At 67.5% G+C, this 18,083-nt stretch carries 14 protein-coding genes; 2 read left to right on the top strand and 12 right to left on the bottom strand.

The window, feature by feature from the left end:
• Positions 1–88: 88 nt before the first annotated feature.
• The 4 genes from E3D03_RS10195 to E3D03_RS10180 are packed head-to-tail and all read right to left on the bottom strand — an operon-like array spanning position 89 to position 5,124.
• Positions 89–637, bottom strand: a complete 549-nt coding sequence (locus tag E3D03_RS10195; RefSeq protein WP_263566868.1) for a sarcosine oxidase subunit gamma — start codon at positions 635–637, stop codon at positions 89–91.
• Positions 630–3,560 (bottom strand): sarcosine oxidase subunit alpha family protein, encoded by a 2,931-nt coding sequence (locus E3D03_RS10190; RefSeq protein ID WP_263566867.1) that lies wholly within the window; start codon positions 3,558–3,560, stop codon positions 630–632. The genes E3D03_RS10195 and E3D03_RS10190 overlap by 8 nt, the downstream gene beginning before the upstream one ends.
• Entirely contained in the window at positions 3,557–3,850 is a 294-nt protein-coding gene (locus E3D03_RS10185) for a sarcosine oxidase subunit delta (protein WP_018001665.1), read from the bottom strand. Before E3D03_RS10185 ends, E3D03_RS10190 begins: the two co-directional genes overlap by 4 nt.
• A gap of 23 nt (positions 3,851–3,873) precedes the next feature.
• The gene (locus E3D03_RS10180) at positions 3,874–5,124 is read right to left on the bottom strand and encodes a sarcosine oxidase subunit beta family protein (protein ID WP_263566866.1); all 1,251 of its coding nucleotides are present in this window, start codon (positions 5,122–5,124) and stop codon (positions 3,874–3,876) included.
• Positions 5,125–5,252: 128 nt separating this feature from the next.
• On the opposite strand from E3D03_RS10180, the gene E3D03_RS10175 reads away from it, so the two are divergent.
• Positions 5,253–6,212: a GlxA family transcriptional regulator gene (locus E3D03_RS10175; RefSeq protein WP_018001663.1), complete on the top strand. Its 960-nt coding sequence runs from the start codon at positions 5,253–5,255 to the stop codon at positions 6,210–6,212.
• On the opposite strand, the gene E3D03_RS10170 is transcribed toward E3D03_RS10175, so the two are convergent.
• The 7 genes from E3D03_RS10170 to E3D03_RS10140 form a co-directional block, all read right to left on the bottom strand.
• Positions 6,209–7,252, bottom strand: coding sequence for a heme-dependent oxidative N-demethylase family protein (locus E3D03_RS10170; protein ID WP_263566865.1), 1,044 nt, complete (start codon positions 7,250–7,252; stop codon positions 6,209–6,211). The two genes, E3D03_RS10175 and E3D03_RS10170, sit on opposite strands and share 4 nt — an antisense overlap.
• Positions 7,253–7,261: 9 nt before the next feature.
• Positions 7,262–8,191 (bottom strand): PDR/VanB family oxidoreductase, encoded by a 930-nt coding sequence (locus tag E3D03_RS10165; RefSeq protein WP_263566864.1) that lies wholly within the window; start codon positions 8,189–8,191, stop codon positions 7,262–7,264.
• Positions 8,191–8,787 (bottom strand): dimethylamine monooxygenase subunit DmmA family protein, encoded by a 597-nt coding sequence (locus E3D03_RS10160; protein WP_263566863.1) that lies wholly within the window; start codon positions 8,785–8,787, stop codon positions 8,191–8,193. Before E3D03_RS10160 ends, E3D03_RS10165 begins: the two co-directional genes overlap by 1 nt.
• 65 nt (positions 8,788–8,852) lie before the next feature.
• Positions 8,853–9,992, bottom strand: a complete 1,140-nt coding sequence (locus E3D03_RS10155; RefSeq protein ID WP_263566862.1) for an aminomethyltransferase family protein — start codon at positions 9,990–9,992, stop codon at positions 8,853–8,855.
• A gap of 65 nt (positions 9,993–10,057) precedes the next feature.
• Entirely contained in the window at positions 10,058–11,869 is a 1,812-nt protein-coding gene (locus E3D03_RS10150; RefSeq protein WP_216635424.1) for an APC family permease, read from the bottom strand.
• 269 nt (positions 11,870–12,138) lie between these two features.
• Entirely contained in the window at positions 12,139–14,502 is a 2,364-nt protein-coding gene (locus E3D03_RS10145; RefSeq protein ID WP_263566861.1) for a DUF1989 domain-containing protein, read from the bottom strand.
• Between the two features lie 66 nt (positions 14,503–14,568).
• Complete coding sequence (locus E3D03_RS10140; protein ID WP_263566860.1) at positions 14,569–15,912, bottom strand: NAD(P)-binding domain-containing protein; 1,344 nt, start codon at positions 15,910–15,912, stop codon at positions 14,569–14,571.
• A gap of 164 nt (positions 15,913–16,076) precedes the next feature.
• Between E3D03_RS10140 and E3D03_RS10135 the strand changes: the two genes are divergently transcribed.
• The gene (locus tag E3D03_RS10135) at positions 16,077–17,375 is read left to right on the top strand and encodes an ABC transporter substrate-binding protein (protein ID WP_263566859.1); all 1,299 of its coding nucleotides are present in this window, start codon (positions 16,077–16,079) and stop codon (positions 17,373–17,375) included.
• On the opposite strand, the gene E3D03_RS10130 is transcribed toward E3D03_RS10135, so the two are convergent.
• Positions 17,359–18,075 carry a FadR/GntR family transcriptional regulator gene (locus E3D03_RS10130; protein ID WP_263566858.1) on the bottom strand — a complete coding sequence of 239 codons (717 nt, stop codon included), beginning with the start codon at positions 18,073–18,075 and terminating at the stop codon, positions 17,359–17,361. The genes E3D03_RS10135 and E3D03_RS10130 overlap by 17 nt on opposite strands.
• Positions 18,076–18,083: the final 8 nt, after the last annotated feature.

Genomic DNA, 18,083 nt, shown 5'->3' with positions numbered 1-18,083 from the left:
ACGATCCCCCGCGCCGCAAGACCCGCAACCCCCGAGGCAACCCGACCCCGCAAGCCCAAGGCAAACGCCTTGCCGTCGATGATGTTGCTCATGCCCGGGTCTCCTGCTGTTCGGCGGCGTCGACGAGCGCGTGCCAGATGGTGCCGGCGGCCGAGCGCATGCCCAGCACCGCCAGCCGGTCCGCGGCGCGGCGGATGACGAAGATGCTCATGTGGTGAAAGCCGCAGCGGGTGGCCGAGCCGGGGCCGAAGCGGGCCGGATCGACGTTCACCAGCTTTTCCATCAGCGCGACCAGCATCGGCTCGGGCGCGGTGATCTCGAAAGCGGCGAAACCGTCGGTCTGCTCGGTCACCGAGACGCCGGGGCCGGCTAGCCGGGCCGCGACATCCTGGCTGGCCTGGCCCGGGAACTCGACCATCCACTGGTCGGGCCCGGTCCAGAAGGCGGCGATGCCGTGGCCCTCGGCCCAGCCGCCGGGGCCGGGCAGCGTCAGGCCCAGGTCGGGCGCCGCGCCGCCCCGGCGCAGGGCCAGCGAGGCCAGGCCCAGCTCGGCGTTTTCGGTCAGGGTCACCGCGCCGATGGTGCGGCTTTGCGGCACGGCGGCGCCCAGGGCGCAGATCGGCGTCAGGTCAGTCACGGACGCGGCCTCCTTCGGGGTCAACGAAATGGGCCGAGACCACGCGCATGCGCACGGACTGGCCTTGCAGCGGGTTGGCGGCGACCACCACCTCGCCCTTGCGGCTGTCGCCATTCACCAGATAGCCCAGCCCGATGGCGCTGCCGACATGCGGCGAATAGCAGGCCGAGGTGATCCAGCCCTGGTCGTTCGCGGTATCCTGCGCCGCGCCTTCGGCAAAGAGATGCGCCCCGGCCATGACCGGATCGGCGGCGTTGACGGGCTGGAACCCGACCAGCACGCGCCGGTCGGCGACCATGCCCTCGCGCCGCGACAGCACCGCGCCGATCGAGTCCTTCTTGGTCGAGACCATCTTGCCCATGCCGAGCATCTGCGCCGTGGTCTGGCCGTTCAGCTCGTTGCCGGCGGCATGGCCCTTTTCGATGCGCAGCACGCCCAGCGTCTCGGTGCCATAGGGCGTGGCGCCCAGGTCGGCGCCGACCTGCAGCATGCGCGCCATCAGCGCATTGCCATAGCGGGCCGGCACCGCGATCTCATAGGCCAATTCGCCCGAGAAGCTGATGCGGAACAGCCGCGCCCGAAGACCGCCGCAGACCGTCAGGTTGGCGCAGGCCATGAAGGGGAAGCCCTCGTTCGAGATGTCGAACCCGTCCACCACCCGCTCCAAGAGCTTGCGGGCATGGGGGCCGGCGACCGACATCTGCGCCCAGGCATCGGTGGTCGAGATCAGCTGCACGTCGAGTTCCGGCCACAGGCACTGCCGGCAGAACTCCATATGCTTGTAGATCGTGCCGGCGTTGGCCGTGGTCGTGGTCACGACATACTGGTCCTCGGCCAGCCGGGCGCAGGTGCCGTCGTCCCAGGCAAAGCCGTCCTCGCGCAGCATCAGGCCATAGCGGACCATGCCGACTTTCAGTGATTTCATCGCATTGGCATAGACCCGGTCCAGGAACTCGCCGGCATCGGCGCCCTGCACGTCCACCTTGCCCAGCGTAGTCACGTCGCAGATGCCGACGCCCGCGCGGGTGGCCAGGACCTCGCGGTCCACGGTCTGGCGCCAGGTGGTTTCGCCCTTGCGGGGGAAATACTGCGCCCGCATCCATTGCCCGACCTCGACGAAGACCGCGCCCTGCGATTTCGCCCATTCATGCGTCGGCGTCAGCCGGCGGGGGCGGAAATGCGCGCCGGTGTCGCCGCCGCCCAGCACCGACATGGACACCGGCGTATAGGGCGGGCGGAAGATCGTCGTGCCGGTCTGGTTGATCGACTGGCCCGTCAGCTCGGCCATCACCGCGATCGCGGTGACGTTCGAGGTCTTGCCCTGGTCGGTCGCCATGCCCAGCGTGGTCCAGCGCTTCAGGTGCTCGACCGGGCGCAGGTTTTCCACATAGGCCAGCTTCACGTCCTTGACGGTCACGTCGTTCTGGAAATCGACCCAGGCGCGGCCCTTGCCGGGGACGTGCCACAGCGGCTTGAGGTTCAGCGCCTCGTCCTCGGCGCGGGGCAGGTCGGGCAGATGCGCGCTGATGCCGATGTCGGCCAGCGCGGCGACCGCCGCTTGCGCGCCCGAGGCCAGCGCCTGCGCCGTCGAGCCCTTGCCGGCGGCGGCGCCGGCGATGCTGAGGCCCGCGACATTGCCGTCCTCGGCCAGGAAGGTCTGCGCGGCTTCGTTCCAGACCGGCCGCCCGCGATGGTGCGAGGCGATGTGCAGGTTCGGGTTCCAGCCGCCCGAGACGCCGAGCGCGCCGCAGTCGATCCATTCCGCGCGGCCGTTCTGCGTCACCTCGATCTTGGCCAGGCCCAGCCGGCCCTTGCTGTCGGTGACCATGCCGCCGGCAATGGTGCGGTAGCTGCCGCGCGCGGGCGCGTCGGGGCGGCTGTCGACCACGGCGGCGATCTCGACCCCTTTGGCGGCCAGGTCGGCGGCGGTGCGGTGGCCGTCGTCGTTGTTGGTGAAGATCGCCACCCGCTTGGCCGGGCTGACCGCCCAGCGGTTGGCATAGGCCCGCATCGCGCCTGCCATCATCACCCCGGGCCGGTCGTTGTTGGCGAAGGGAATGTGACGCTCGGTCGCGCCGGCGGCCAGGATCGCGCGCTTGGCGGTGATGCGCCACAGCGATTGGCGCACGCGCTTGCCGGGCGTCGGCAAGTGGTCCGAGACCCGCTCGACCGCGCCATAGATGCCATGGTCGAAGGCGCCCCAGACCGTGGTGCGGCGCATGACGCGCAGGTTCGGCAGGCTGGCGAATTCGGCCTCGACCTCGGCGATCCATTCGGTCGCCGGCCGGTCCAGCGGCGCGCTTTCGGCAAGCAAGCGGCCGCCCAGGCGGAAGTCCTCATCGGCCAGGATCACCCGTGCGCCGGTCCGCGCCGCGGTCAGCGCCGCCGCAAGCCCCGCCGCGCCGCCGCCGATGACCAAGAGGTCGCAATGCAGGAAGCCCGCGTCATAGCTGTCCGGGTCGGCCTGCATCGACAGGCTGCCCAGGCCCGCCGCGCGACGGATCATCGGCTCGTAGAGCTTTTCCCAGAACGCCTTGGGCCACATGAAGGTCTTGTAATAGAAGCCCGCCGCGAAGAAGGGCGACATCAGGTCGTTCACCGCCAGCAGGTCGAAGCCCAGAGAGCCGACATGGTTCTGGCTGCGGGCGTCCAGCCCCTCGAACAGCTCGGCCACGGTGGCGCGGGTGTTCGGCTCCTGCCGGTTGCCGCTGCGCAGTTCGACCAGCGCGTTCGGCTCTTCCGAGCCCGAGGTGAAGACGCCGCGCGGGCGGTGATACTTGAAGCCGCGGCCCATCAGCCGCACGTCGTTGGCGAGCAGGGCCGAGGCCAGCGTGTCGCCGGCATGGCCGGTATAGGACTTGCCGTCGAAGGTGAAGTTCAGGCTGCGGTTGCGGTCGATCAGACCGCCGGACAGACGGGTCATGCCGCACCGCCTTTCAGCATCGCAAGCTTCACGTCGCGGGCGAGTTCCGCGCCCAGGATCTCATGCGTGACGGTGTTGCGGGTGACCACCAGCCAGCTGCGGTCGCCCTGTTCGTGGAACCACAGCTCGCGGTGGACGCCGGCCGGGTTGTCGCGCAGGTGCTGGTATTCATAGAAGCGCTGCGGCGCGTCGGCGGCCATGCCGTCGGGGCGCTCCAGCAGGGTGGCATCGCCGAGATACGAGAACTCTTCCGAGTCGCGCAGGCCAAGCAGGGGATGGGGGATCAGCATGTCAGGTTCCGCTCCTTAGGCCCTCAGTGAAGGTTGGGCGTCGCGCCCATGCCTTTTTCGTCGATGGGATAGCCGCGCTCGAACCGGTCCAGCCGATAGGCCTTGGCGGTGTCGTGCGGCGTGTCGGTGGCCAGCAGATGCGCGAAGGCATAGCCCGAGGCCGGGGTGGCCTTGAAGCCGCCATAGCACCAGCCGGCATTCAGGTAGAGCCCCTCGACGGGCGTCTTGTCGATGATGGGCGAGCCGTCCATCGACATGTCCATGATGCCGCCCCAGACCCGCAGCAGCCGCGCCCGGCCGATGGCCGGCATCAGCGCCATGCCGCCCTGGGCCACGTCCTCGATCACCGCCATGTTGCCGCGTTGGGCATAGGAATTGTAGCCGTCGATGTCGCCGCCGAAGACCAAGCCGCCCTTGTCGGACTGGCTGACGTAGAAATGCCCGGCGCCGAAGGTGATGACGCCGTCGATGGTCGGCTTCAGCCCCTCGGAGACGAAGGCTTGCAGCACGTGGCTTTCGATCGGTAGGCGCATGCCCGCCTGGGCCATGACCCGGCCCGACGAGCCCGCCACCGCGACGCCGACCTTGTTCGCGGTGATATAGCCGCGCGAGGTCTCGACGCCGCGCAGCTTGCCGCCCTCGATGCGGAAGCCGGTGACTTCGCAGTTCTGGATCAGGTCCACGCCGGCCCGGTCGGCGCCGCGGGCATAGCCCCAGGCGACGCCGTCGTGCCGCGCGGTCCCGGCCCGGCGCTGCAACAGCCCGCCCTTGATCGGGAAGCGGGCATTGTCGAAGTTCAGCCAGGGATACATGGCCCGCACGCCTTCGCGGTCCAGCAGTTCCGCATCGGCGCCGGCGAAGATCATCGCATTGCCGCGGCGGCGGAAGGCGTCGCGCTGCGCATCGGTGTGGCACAGGTTCAGGATGCCGCGCTGGCTGACCATGGCGTTGAAGTTGAATTCCTGCTCGAGGTTCTCCCAGAGCTTCATCGAGAATTCATAGAACGGCTCGTTGCCCGGCAGCATGTAGTTCGAGCGGATGATGGTGGTGTTGCGCCCGATATTGCCCGAGCCCAGCCAGCTTTTTTCCAGCACCGCGATGCGGGCCTTCTTGAAGGTATTGGCCAGGTAATAGGCCGTCGCCAGCCCATGCCCGCCGCCGCCCACGATGATATAGTCATACGCGGGCTGGGGATCGGGATTGCGCCAGATCGGCTTCCAGCCCTTATGGCCCGTCAGGGCCTCCTTGATGACGCGAAAACCCGAATATCTCACGGTGTCAGCACTCCGATTCGCCTTTCCTCACAGGAAAGATACGCGGGATTTTCGGCGTCATTTGTCTTGAACGGACAAAAAATTGCCATTAGGAGACGGGGACGAAGTTTTTGTGACGCGAGGGCGGCATGGCCGAGGAAATGCTGCGAATCGGCTTCATCCTGACGCCGGAATATTCCCTGATGTCGCTGACCGCCGCGGTCGAGCCGCTGCGCGCGGCGAACCAGCTGGCGGGGCGCGCCCTCTATCGCCCCAGCTATCATTCCGTCGCCGGCGGCTTTGCCGCGTCCACCTCGGGCGGCGGTTTCGCGACCGAGACCCTGCCCGATCCGGCGGCGCTGGACCTGGCGCTGGTCGTCGCCGGCGGCAACCCGCTGCGCTATGAGGATGCGGCGCTGGCGCGGGGGTTGCGGGCGTTGCAGAACCGCAAGGTCCGGCTGGGCGGGATTTCCGGCGGCGCGGCGATCCTGGCCCGGCTGGGGCTGATGGAGGGGCGGCGCTTCACCCTGCACTGGGCGCATATCGACGCCCTGGCCGAGCACCAGCCCGACCTGCTGATCGAGCGCGCGCTTTACGTCATCGACCGCGACCGCTTCACCTGCGCCGGCGGGGTTGCCGCGCTGGACATGATGTGTGCGCTGATCGCCCGCGACCACGGCGCGGGTTTCGCCCGGCAGGTGGCCGAGTGGTTCATCCACCCCCGCGCCCGCAATGCCGACGAGCCGCAGCAATCCCCGGTCGCCGAACGCTTCGACCTGCGCCACCCCATGCTGGCGCAGGCGGTGGACCTGATGTTCAGCCACCTGTCCGACCCGCTGACGCCCGAGCAGATCGCCGCCCAGGTCGGCTGCAGCCCGCGCCAGTTGCAGAGGTTGTTCAGCGATCAACTCGGTTCCTCGATGATGGAGTTCTATCGTGAGATGCGGCTGCGCAAGGCCGACGAGCTGGTGCAGCAGACGGCGCTGAGCATGCTGGACGTGGCGCTGGTCACGGGGTTCACCAGCGCCGCGCATTTCTCGCGGCTTTACGCGGCACGGTTCGGCATGCCGCCGGCACGGCGCCGGCAGGCGATGCGCAAGCGGCCCTAGTCGGGGTAGATGCCGGGCGAGGTGGGCGCGCCGTCGTCGAACTTCGACAGGTATTCGACGATCAGCGGCTTGTTGACCAGGAAGCCCTTGTAGGTCGCCAGGTCGTCCGGCACGTCGCGGATCACCCGATGCAGCCGGCGGCCCCATTTCGGCACCTTCACGATGTCCTCGAGCGCGCAGAGATAGCAGCGGATCGGGAACACGATGGCGTTCGAGCGCGGCAGCCGGAAGAAGGTCTGCAGCTCGACGCGCAGATATTGCTTCTGGCCGACGTTTTCCGGGGTCAGCGTGCGCTTTTCCGGGCCCCATTCGGGATAGGTCTCGGGGCTGGTGTCCAGCCGCGGGTTCACCGTCATCGTCCAGTTCAGCCGCCGGGCCGGCGTGTCCTGCTGCACGTTCAGCAGGAACTTCAGCGCCCGCTGGAAGATGCCCATTTCCGCCGCGCGCGGCACCGGCGCGTGCCATTCGAAGAAGTTCATGCCGATGTCGAAATCCAGGCTCCAGTCGGCCTGCGACGTCACCATGCCGGCATCCATCCACAGGTTGTTCTCGCGCTGGTCCAGCAGCGCGAAATCGCCCTGAGTCTGGCGGGTGATGTATTCCATCGGCCCATAGGGCAGGCTGAGATCGTCCATGAAGGTGAAGCTGTCGTCGATGCCCAAGGGCTTGTTCACCCAGCGCCAGCGGTCGCCGTCGCGGTGCAGCTCGAACAGGTCCGGATAGTCCTCGGACTTGGCGGTCATGATCAGCTCCAGCAGATCCCAGCCCGCCAGCCGCATATGCGGCAGCGACTGGCAGCGGCCCGGGTCGCGCTGCAGCGTGATGGCGCGGTCCGCCATCTCGGCCACGTAATGCTCGTCCACGTCGAAGCGGCGCTGGAACACGCTGTGGTCGGGACCGGCGGCGCGATGCGGCTCCATGTTCACCGAATACATGTATTCGTCGCGGTCGAAGGGGAAGGGAAAGCGGCGCAACGCGGCGGGCGAATTGTAATAGCTGTATTCGCCGCGAAAGCTTTCCTTGTTGAAGGTGATGGTCATCGGAGCCTCCTATCGGTCGATGGTCAGCAGCCGGCCGCGGAAGCGCGACACGCAAGGCATGATCTTGCGGGCGCGTTCCTCGGGTTCCAGCCAGTGGTCGTGGTGTTCGATGGTGCCGTCGCAGGCCAGCACATCGGTTTCGCATTGTCCGCAGGCGCCGCCCCGGCACAGCCAGGGCGCGTCGATGCCGGCGTTTTCCAGCGCCTCCAGCAGGCTTTCATGGGCGCCGACGGTCAGGGTTTTGTGGCTGCGCGCGCAATGCACCTCGAAGGGCTCGCCGGGGGCGGGGGCCAGGAATTCCTCGGAATGCAGCGCGTCGCGGGGCCAGCCGAGCGCCAGCGCAGAATCCAGCACCGTCGAGATCATCCGGTCCGAGGCGCAGACATACAGATGCGTGCCGAGCGGCTGCGCCGACAGCAGCGCGCCCAGGTCCATGCGCGAGCCTTCGGCGCTGACATGGACATGCACGCCCTCGGGCAGCAGGGGCAGGGCGGCCAGCTCGTCCCGCGCCCGCACGGCGTAATGCAGCTCATAGGGCAGGCCCAGCCGCCGCAGCTCGCGCACCTGCGCGAGGAAGGGCGTGATGCCGACGCCGCCGGCGATCAGCAGGTGCTTCCTGGCCGTCAGGTTCAGCGCGAACAGGTTCACCGGATTGCCGATATGCATCAGCATCCCGGGCTGCGCCTCGCGGTGCATGAACAGCGAGCCACCGCGGCCCTGGTCCTCGCGCTGCACGGCGATTTCATAGCCCGAGCCGTCCTCGGGGTCCGAGATCAGCGAATAGGCGTTGCGGCGCAGGATGTCGCCGTCCTGCATCTCGACCATGACATGGGCGCCGCCGGAAAACAGCGGCAGCGGGCCCTTGTCGGGGCGTTCGAAGCGAAAGCGGGTGATGCGGGGCGACAGCGTTTCGCGCGCGGTCAGGATCAGGGGTTGCATCAGCGGATCTCCACGGGTTCAGGCACCTCGCCGGGGGTTTCGGCGTCGATGCAGACGCCCTGGAAGGCGCCCAGCCGGCGCGAGAAATGGTCGCGCACGAACAGCGCCCGGCCGCAGCCGGGGCAGGTATAGGGGTCGGTCGTCACGCCCTCGGCGACGGTCTTGCAATGCACGCATTGCATGCGCCGCGCGGCGGTGCCGCGATGTTCGGACTGGATCGCGCCCAAGGGCAGGCCGGCATCCAGAAGCTGCGCCTGTGCCTGCGCGATCAGCCCTTCGGAGCCGGCGAGAAAGGCCTGCAAGCCCATCGCCGCGCCGTCCAGCGCGCGCTCCAGCGCCGCCGGCAACTCGGCGGTCGCGCCAAGCGTGACAAGGTTTGCCGGGTTCAGCGCCCGCAGCGCGGGGGCCATGGAAAAGCCGTCCTGAAGATGCAGCAGCGTGGCCTTGGCCATCAGGTCGGGCGCCTTTTCGGCCAGCGCGACCAGCGCCGCCGCGCCGGCGTCGTCGGCGACCATCAGGGCGCTGCGACAGGGCCGCGGTTCCAGGGTCGCGTAAACCGGGCGGCTGGTGAAGGTTTGGGTCGGCGGCGAGCTCATTGCGGTGGTCCCTGGCAGATTTGGCTGAGGGGGCGGGGGCGGCAGTCCCGCCCCCGGCCGGTGGCTTAGCCCTTGGCGGTGCGGCGTTTCTTTTCCGGGTCGAAGAACGGCATCTGGCCGGTGGTCGCCGCGATCTCGCCATGGGTGGCGCAGTTCACGACCAGCTTGGTGCCGTCGTTCGCCAGTTCGACCGGCAGGCGGGCGATGGCGACGGTCCAGTTGTTCAGCGGCGAATGCATGGCCTGCGTCACCACGCCGACCTGCTTGCCGTCCTGCATCACCGGCGCGCCGTTGCCCGGAACCTTGTCGCCTTCCAGCTTCAGGCCCCAGATCTTGAAGCGCTCCTTGCCCTTCAGGCGGTAATGCTCATCCGCGCCGCGGAAGCCGGTCTTGCCGGGCGAGACGGTGAAGTCCAGGCCCAGTTCCCACAGCGTATCCCCGCCCTGCTCGTTCTCGAAGGGATACATTTCCGAGTTGTCGTAGGGGAAGAACAGCAGGTAGCTTTCGGTCCGCAGCATGTCGAGCGTGGTGAAGCGGCACGGGATGATGCCCATCTCCTTGCCCTCTTCCAGGATGCGGTCCCAGACCAGCCCGGCGTCCTGGCCGCGCACGAAGATCTCGTAGCCGCGTTCGCCGGTGTAGCCGGTGCGCGAGATCATCACCGGCTTGCCGAACAGCGAAGTCTGCATATGCGCGAAATAGGGCAGGTCGCGGATGCCCGGAACGTGCTTGGCCAGGTAGTCGACCGCCAGCGGGCCTTGCAGCGACAGGTCGTGCAGGTTGTCGTCGAAGATCACCGACACGTCGCGGCCATAGGCGGCCATGGTCAGCTGCTCGAAGCCCTGGCCGGCGCCATGGACCACCATGAAGGCGTTCGGGCCGGTGCGATAGATCACGCAGTCGTCGATGAACTTGCCGGCGTCGTTCAGCATGCAGGCATAGACCGAGCGGCCGGGCATCAGCTTTTCAAGGTTGCGCGTGGTCGCGCGCTCGATGACATGGCTGGCGGCGGCGCCGGTGATATGGACCTTTTTCAGGCCCGACACGTCCATCAGCCCGGCCTTGGTGCGGATCGCCATGTATTCGGCATCCGGGTCGCCCGAGGTATAGGACCAGGCGGTGCCCATGCCGCTCCAGTCCTCCAGCTCGGAGCCAAGGGCGCGGTGGCGGTCGGCCAGCGTCGAAAAGCGCCAGGAATTCGTCATCTCGTCATTCTCCCATAGTCTTGCGTTTGGGGCGGGACCGGGCTGCCGATCCCGCCGATTTCGGGTCAGGCCGGCAGCTGGAAAAACCAGTTGCTGAACAGCACCACCGCGGCCCCGGCGATCAGCGCCAGATAGGGCAGGATACCGGCGCGGCGCGGGCCGAGATCGCCGTGGTCGGAAAGACCCAGGTCCTCCATCGCCTCGCGCGGGAAATGGCCCTTGTCCTGGTAGTAGTGGCGGAACCAGAACACCGGCAGGATGAAGCTGGCCATGATCAGCCCCGACCACAGCGCGCCGGAATAGCCCCAGACCTTGGCGCCCGCGCCCAGGAACATGGCGTTCACGAAGGCCAGGCAGGTGTTGATCCCGATCAGCACCGTCGGCGCCTTCCAGGGCCGCACCAGATGCGGGCTGTCGATGCGGTGGATCCAACCGGCATTCAGGTTCATGAAGTTGAACATGATATAGCCGACATTCGAGATGGCGAGCACGTAGAAATAGCCGCCCGGGTCCGAGGCCAGCGCCAGCAGGAACACGTTGAAGAACAGGTCGGTCCACATCGCGTTGGTCGGCGCGCCATGTTCGTTCACATGGCCCAGAAAGCGCGGCAGCCAGCCATCGCGCGACCCCTGATAGAGCGTGCGCGACGATCCCGCCATCGCGGTCATGATCGCCAGGAACAGCGCCAGGATCATCAGCATCACGAGGATCTGGGTGATGACCGCGCCGCCGCTGACCAGCCCGGCCAAGGCGGCCCCGACCCCGGTCCCGTCGACGATTTCAGGGGCCAGCATGCCTTCGTGACCCAGCACGCCCTGGAAGGCGAAGGGGATCAGGAAGAAGAAGACCATGCACAGCAGGCCGGAATAGAAGATCGCCTTGAAGGTATCGGTCGCCGGGTTCTTGAACTCGGCCGTGTAGCAGACCGCGGTCTCGAAGCCATAGGTCGACCAGGCGGCGATATACATCGCGCCCAGGAACAGCGTCCAGCCGCCGATGTCCCAGGCCCCGTCCGTCGCGGCATAGGCGGCGGTCGGCGGCACGATGCCGGTGACGTTCATCGTGTTGATCGAGCCGTTCAGGATCGGCACCAACCCGACCAGGAACAGCGGCACGAGCACGATGATGGCCATGACCCGCTGCGCTTTCGCGGTCGACGAGATGCCCCGGTGCTGGATCGCGAAAATGATCAGCATCAGGACCACGCCGATGACGAAGGTCGCGTTGAAATGCAGCGTGCCCAGGCCGGGGATCGGCAGCGCCAGCGCCTCCCAGGTGCGGAAGGTGGGGGTCAGGGCGGCGACGGCGTCCGCCCGGGCCACGGCCTGGATGGCGGCATCGGTGGCCGCGCCGGGATTGGCGGCGATATAGTCGATGACCGCCTGGCTCTGCGCCGTATAGCTGCCGATGTTGGCCGCGACCCAATCCATCACCGGCTGGCTGGTCGCCAGCGGAATCGGGAACAGCGAGTTCAGGATGTAGCCGGCCGCGATGGCGCAGCCCAGCGACAGCACCGGGCTCCATGCGAACCAGTTGCACCAGACCGACAAGGGCGCGATCAGCTTCGAATAGCGCAGCCAGGCCGTCGCGCCATAGACCGAGGTTCCGCCCGACTTGTTGCCGAACATCCCCGCCATCTCGGCATAGGTAAAGCTTTGCAGAAAGCCCATGCACATGGACAGCATCCAGACCACGAAGGCGGCCTTGCCTGCGACGCCGGCGATGCCGCCGATGGAAAACAGGACCAGCGGCGGCACGCCCGCCGCGACCCAGAAGGCCCCGCGCCAGTCCAAGGTGCGGTGCAGTCTGCCCGACGCGGCCAAGCCGTCGTCCCCCGTCGCGCCGACCATCGGGCCGGCCGTTGATTGTTCAACCATATGCGCGTTTCCCTGTTGGACAAGCCGCCCCGGACCCTGTCGCGGTCGCTTTCAGGCTGGCTCGGTATGTTGCGGCGCCGGGGCACCCCTCATGCCCCGGCGGCATTCCCTTGCTTTGTCCGTCACAGGCAGCGACAGGCGCGCCCCTCCGCGATGCGGCGGGGGTTCTGTCCGGCACCGGGCAGCCCTGGGGCTGCGCGGAACCGGCCAGCGTCTTGGGACGCCGGGCTGCAATCATGTCGAACCTCTCTGTCGTCAGCGCCGCGGTTTCAGGACCGCGGTCGTTCTTTCTTTGGGTCGTAATGCGGGAAGGCGGTGATGCGCGCGGGCAGGCGCTTCTGCTGCCCGTCGAGCTTGCCGACCTCGATCTCGGTGCCCTCGTCCGCATGGGTCACGTCCACGCGGGCCAGGGCGATCTGCTTGTCCAGAAGCGGCGACCACATCGCCGAGGTGATCTCGCCGATCTGCGCCCGGCCGATATGCAGGCAGTCGCCGTGATGCGCCGGGATGCGGCTGTCGATCTCGATCCCGACCAGCTTCCAGCGCGGGTTCTCCTTGCGCCGGATCAGCGCCTCGCGGCCGATGAAGTCGTCGGGCTTGGTCTTCAAGGGCACGGTGAAGCCGATGCCGGCCTCGAACGGGTCGGTCTGGTCGGTGAATTCGTAATCCGCGAAGATCAGCCCGGCCTCGATGCGCAACAGGTCCAGCGCGGCCAGGCCCATGGGCTTGATGCCATGGGGCGCGCCGGCCTCGGCCACGGCGGCAAAGACCTCGGCCCCGTCCTTGGGATGGCAGAAGATCTCATAGCCCAGCTCGCCGGTATAGCCGGTGCGCGAGACCACCACCGGGGCGCCGTTCGGGCCGTTCACCCGGCCGACGGTCCAGCGGAACCAGCCCAGTTCCGGGATCGCGGTCTGGTGCGGCGCGGTCCAGAACGCCGCGTTCATCACCGCGCGGCTTTTCGGGCCCTGGACGGCCAGGTTGTGCAGCTGGTCGGTCGAGGCGCGGATCATCACGTTCAGCCCCAGCGCCTGAGCCTGCTCGCGCATCCATTCGCCGCCGTAATCTGTGCCGCCGATCCAGCGGAAGCGGTCCGGCCCCATGCGGAACAGCGTGCCGTCATCGACCATGCCGCCATGCGGATAGCACATCGCGGAATAGACCACCTGGCCCACGCCCAGCTTCTTGACGTCGCGGGTCAGCACCCATTGCATCAGGGCCTCGCTGTCCGGGCCGGTCACCTCGAACTTGCGCAGGGCCGACAGGTCCATCATGGCGACGCCGTTGCGGCAGCTGCGGTATTCCTCTTCGGGCGAGGAGTTCGGGAAGGTGTTCGGCAGCCAGAAGCCCTTGTATTCGATGAAGTCGCGGGTCAACGCGGCGAAATTGTCGTGAAAGGCGGTCTGTCGGGTCATGATCGGCTCTGACTCTGGCATGGGCCGCCAGGCGACGGCGCGCTGGAAGCGTTCGCTGGCGGCATAGCTGCGGACATGGATGTCCGACAGGTGCCAGCCATTGGCGGGGCTGGTGTCGTCGGGGCAGGCCGAGGAGACGCAGACCACATCGGTCAGCGCCCGCAGCAGCACGTAGTCGCCCGGCCGGGACCAGGGCTCGTCGGTCATCAGCACGCCATGCGCGTCGATCCAGGTGTTGAAGAAGAAATTCGCCGCCATCCAGCCCTTGCGCGGATCGACGCCGTATTCCGCCAGCGCGCCGTTGAAATTGTCCGAGCAATTGGCGTGGCCGGGATAGCCGATGTCGTCATAATATTTCGACGAGCAGGCCATGGCAAAGGCGTCGTGCCGGCCGCAGGTGTCCTGCACCACCTCGACCAGCGGGGTATTGTCCTGGTCGAAATATTTCGCATGCAGGCCGGGCATGGCATAGCTGTGGCCCAGGATGGTGCGGGTCGTGGTGACGTCCAGCGGGTTCTGGATGCCGCGATCCAGCTTGCGGGCGTCGAAACACTGGAAATCCGTGCATTGCCGGCCGTCCACGTCCTGGATCTGGATATATTCGCCGGCCCGGACCAGATAGGCCTCGGCCGTGGCGGATTTCACCCGGATGTCCAGGATCGGGTCGGCCAGCGGATCGGGCAGGTCGAACCCCTGCTTGGCGCGCGGGCTTGCACGGTCGATCAGCAGGGTCAGCGGGCTGGCGGTGTCGCCGCTCTCCGGGTCCATCGGGTCGCCGGGCGCGCAGGCGATCAGCCAGCCGGCGCCTTCGGCGGTGAATTCGGCGCGGTCGCCGGCGGGGCTTTCCGCCCCGAACAGCGTAATGGCGTGGTTCTTCGACAGGTCGATGCCGCGTGCCGCGATGCCGCGGGCAAGCCGGGTCAGGCTGTCCTCGCCCGAGCTCAGCGCCCGGCGCAGCCCGTGCGGCTCGTCCGAGGCCGGGCCCAAGAGGCCGGGACGGCCCTGCATGTCCACCGCGACCAGCTCGGCGCGCTGGCCGCCCTCGGCGTTGATGACGGTGACGCGGTCGCCCTGCGCCAGCGGCAGCAGCAGCGCGCCGCCGCCGGTCACGGTGTGGCGTTCCTGCGCGGGGGCGCGGCTGACGGGTGAGGCCACGCGCAGCCCGCTGGGCCGGGGCGGGCCGGGGCGAAGCAGGCCGGGATAGGTGATGGCGCTCATCCGAGCCTCCATTGCCGGAAAAAAGACGGGGGTGGCGGATGCTGCCACCACCCCCAGTCGGGGGGATCAGTTGCGCAGATAGGCGGCCATGCTGTCGTCCAGCGCGTCCTTCCAGGGCGTATGGTGCACCGGCGCCATGGTCCCGGTGATGACCGAGCGATAGCAATGGTTGCGGAAGGCCATGATGTCCTCGGCCTTGTGGTGCTTCCATTCGTAGAAGGCCGCGCAGGCGCCATCGACGTCGAAGCTGGGATAATCGGTCTCGGCGATCAGCTCCTTGACGTAATCGCCTTGGTATTTGATCGCATATTTCACGTCGGGGCTGGCTTCCTCGCGCTCCTCGCGCTCGGCCACGTCGGCCAGCATCGCCTGCTTGTCGGCGGGCACCGCGATGCGGCCCAGGATGATGTCGCGCACATACCAGGCCTGGGCGTCGAACATGTTGAAGGTGAACCACTGGTCCTGCATGCCGACATAGAACATGCGCGGGTTGTGGACATAGACCACGCCCTTGTAGAGATCCGCCGTCGCCAGCCGGTTCGCCGTCTTCAGCCGCAGGTCGTCCGGCAGGAACGGGAAATAGTGCTTATAGCCGGTGCACAGGATGATCGCATCGACCTCGCGGCTGCTGCCGTCGCTAAAGAACACGGTCTTGCCCTCGACCCGCTCCATGGCCGGCTTTTCTTCCCAGTTGTCGGGCCATTTGAAGCCCATCGGCGCCGAGCGATAGCAGGAAGTCACCGATTTCGCGCCGTATTTCCAGCATTGCGAGCCGATGTCCTCGGCCGAATAGCTGGAGCCGACGATCAGCACGTCCTGGCCGCTGAATTCGCGGGCGTCGCGGAAGTCGTGAGCATGGGTGATGCGGCCGTAGAACTGGTCGAAGCCCGGGTATTCCGGCACGTTCGGCGACGAGAAATGCCCCGAGGCGACGATGACGTGGTCGAAGCGCTCGCGATAGACGTGGTCGCGGGTCATGTCGTGCACGGTGACGGTGAAGTCCTGCGCCTCTTCGTCATATTCGATCCAGCGCACCACGGTGTTGAAGCGGATCCAGTCGCGCACGCCGGCCTTCTTCACCCGGCCCTCAATATAGTCGAACATCACCGCGCGCGGCGGATAGGACGCGATCTGCTTGCCGAAATGCTCCTCGAAGGAATAGTCGGCGAACTCCAGCCCCTCTTTCGGACCATTGGTCCAGAGATAGCGGTACATCGAACCATGCACCGGCTCGCCATGTTCGTCGGTGCCGGTGCGCCAGGTATAGTTCCACAGCCCGCCCCAGTTCGACTGCTTCTCGAAGCAGACGATCTCGGGGATCTCGGCGCCCTTGCGGGCGGCGGATTGAAAGGCACGTAGCTGGGCAAGCCCGGAAGGGCCAGCGCCGATAACGGCAACTCGCTTCGTCATGTGTTGCTCCCTGTGGTTCGGACCAATTTATGGTTCCGATATATTTGGATTGGACCAATTAGAGGCTCTGGTTCCCCTTTGGTCAAGAATTTTTATTGCGAGGAAGAGTTTCAGCGCGAAATTCCGTGTAACGTGGCGAGGATTCGCGCAAATCGGGAACGAACATGCAAAGCTCACTGGCACAGCGGCTGGCACTGGCCGGCAGCCTGCCGCGAAATCTGCGCCGCAGCGCCGGCCCGGTGCGAATCGGCCTGCTGGCACCGCTCAGCGGGCCGTCCGCGCCTTGGGGCAAGCCTGGGCTGGAGGGCTGCCAGATCTGGGCGGATTGGGTGAACGAACAGGGCGGGCTGATCCTGGGCGCGCAGCGCCGCCGGGTCGAGATCCTGGCCCGCGATGCCGCCATCGGTCCCGACGAAACCCGCATGGCGGCCATGGAACTGGTCGAGCGGCTGGGGGTGCGGGTCATGCTGACGCTGGGGGGTGATTCGCTGGCCCCGGCGCTGCCTTGGCTGATGACGCGACGGGTGCTGACCACGACGCTGCTGCCCTTCGACCTGTCGCCCGATACCCCCAGCCTGATCGCCCCGGCCGAGGTGCACCCGATCTTTGTCGTCACCGGCGTCGAATGGCTGGCCGAGGCCCGGCCCGAGTTGAGACGGGTCGCGCTATGCAGCCAGGAGGACATGCTGGGCCTGCCCTCGCTTGCCAGCTATCGTGCTGCTTTCGCTGCGGAAAACATGACCGTGGTTTCCGAGCTGCGCTATCCGCCGCAGGAATGCGACGCCGAGGCGATGGTCGCGGCCATGCTGGCGCAGGACCCCGAGGTGCTGTGCTGGTGCTCGTCCGAGCCGCATATGGTCCATGCCCTGACCGAGGCCGCCTTTCACGCCGGCTTCCGCGGCCCGATCCTGTCGGCCACCGGCGACAACTACCACCGGCTGGTGGCGCGGACCTCGGTCGAATTCATGCAGGATTTCACCTTTCATTTCCCGGACTTCGACGATCCGGCGCTGGCGGGAACGGCGTTCTTCTTTCGCCAGCCGGCGGCCTTTCACGCCGCCTATCAGCAGCGCTTCCCAGGGCATTGGTCGGCGGTCAGCTGGGAATATGCGGCGGCCCTGGACCTGTGGCATCAGGCGGTCGAGATCGCCGGGACCACCGAGCCGCTGAGCGTGCTCGATTCGATGAAGCGCGGCGGCCAGATGATGCAGGTTTTCGGCCCGGCGCGCTGGTATGGCGAGGCGCTGTTCGGCATCGACAACGCCCTGATCGGCAACTGGCCGGTGGTGCGCGTGACCGATGGCGTGGCCCGCATCGCCAGCTTTCGCTCGGTCCTGGGCTGGCTCGACCGGCACGAGGCGCTGCTTCTGCACGAGATGGAGGCCCTGGGCCTGCTCTGGCAGCAGCGTGCCGGCATGGGTGGCAAGTGGCTGCCGGGGGCGGGGATCAGTCCTCCTGCATGAGCAGGCGCTGTTCCTCGACCAGCATTTCCTGGACCAGTTCCGTCGCGGCGGCGATATCGCGCGAGGCGATGGCATTGAGCAGCGCGGCATGGACGCAGCGCTGGAAGGCCAGGCGCTCGGCCGTCATCAGTCGGCGCAGCATGGCGGCGCGGTGGCGCTGGCGGCGCGCCTTGACCACCAGGTTGTAGCAGCTGACCAGCAGCGGGTTGCCGGTGCCCTCGGCCAGCTTCTGCTGGAAATCCTCCTCGGCGCGGGTGAACTGCGCCGGGTCGTTGGTCGCGCGCATCTCCTCGACCAGCTGGGCCAGCGTCTCGATCCCGGCGGCAGGCATGTTCAGGATCGCCAGCCGCACGATTTCGGGCTCCAGGATGCCGCGGGTGACATGCAGATGCAGCGGCCCGGTGGCGGCGGCGACCGGCACGGCATTGTCCCAATGCTCGGGCTCGACGACATAGGAGCCGGCGCCGGCGCGGCGCTGGATCAGGCCCTTCTGTTCCAGGATGTCCAATGCCTCGCGCAGGGTATTGCGCGCCACCTGCAGGCTGGCGGCCAGCTGACGCTCGGCCGGCAGGCGGCTGCCGCGCGGGTAGTCGCCCGAGGCCAGCCGATTGCTCAGGGCGTCGACCACCATCTGCACGGCGGGGCCGGATGCGGGCTTGCCCGGGGCGGCGACATGCGGCGGCTGCGGAAGGGACGACAAAATGGCAG

It is taken from the genome of Paracoccus sp. DMF, from assembly GCF_004407025.1.
GTDB classification, from domain to species: domain Bacteria; phylum Pseudomonadota; class Alphaproteobacteria; order Rhodobacterales; family Rhodobacteraceae; genus Paracoccus; species Paracoccus aminovorans_B.
The sequence above is the reverse complement of the archived record's forward strand: the minus strand, read 5'-3'. Positions and strand labels throughout refer to the sequence as shown.

Bases quoted from the DNA above. Each gene is read 5' to 3' on its own strand.
- E3D03_RS10190 (WP_263566867.1), bottom strand. From the start codon at position 3,560: ATGACCCGTCTGTCCGGCGGTCTGATCGACCGCAACCGCAGCCTGAAC.
- E3D03_RS10185 (WP_018001665.1), bottom strand. From the start codon at position 3,850: ATGCTGATCCCCCATCCCCTGCTTGGCCTGCGCGACTCGGAAGAGTTC.
- E3D03_RS10175 (WP_018001663.1), top strand. From the start codon at position 5,253: ATGGCCGAGGAAATGCTGCGAATCGGCTTCATCCTGACGCCGGAATAT.
- E3D03_RS10170 (WP_263566865.1), bottom strand. From the start codon at position 7,252: ATGACCATCACCTTCAACAAGGAAAGCTTTCGCGGCGAATACAGCTAT.
- E3D03_RS10165 (WP_263566864.1), bottom strand. From the start codon at position 8,191: ATGCAACCCCTGATCCTGACCGCGCGCGAAACGCTGTCGCCCCGCATC.
- E3D03_RS10160 (WP_263566863.1), bottom strand. From the start codon at position 8,787: ATGAGCTCGCCGCCGACCCAAACCTTCACCAGCCGCCCGGTTTACGCG.
- E3D03_RS10155 (WP_263566862.1), bottom strand. From the start codon at position 9,992: ATGACGAATTCCTGGCGCTTTTCGACGCTGGCCGACCGCCACCGCGCC.
- E3D03_RS10150 (WP_216635424.1), bottom strand. From the start codon at position 11,869: ATGGTTGAACAATCAACGGCCGGCCCGATGGTCGGCGCGACGGGGGAC.
- E3D03_RS10145 (WP_263566861.1), bottom strand. From the start codon at position 14,502: ATGAGCGCCATCACCTATCCCGGCCTGCTTCGCCCCGGCCCGCCCCGG.
- E3D03_RS10140 (WP_263566860.1), bottom strand. From the start codon at position 15,912: ATGACGAAGCGAGTTGCCGTTATCGGCGCTGGCCCTTCCGGGCTTGCC.
- E3D03_RS10135 (WP_263566859.1), top strand. From the start codon at position 16,077: ATGCAAAGCTCACTGGCACAGCGGCTGGCACTGGCCGGCAGCCTGCCG.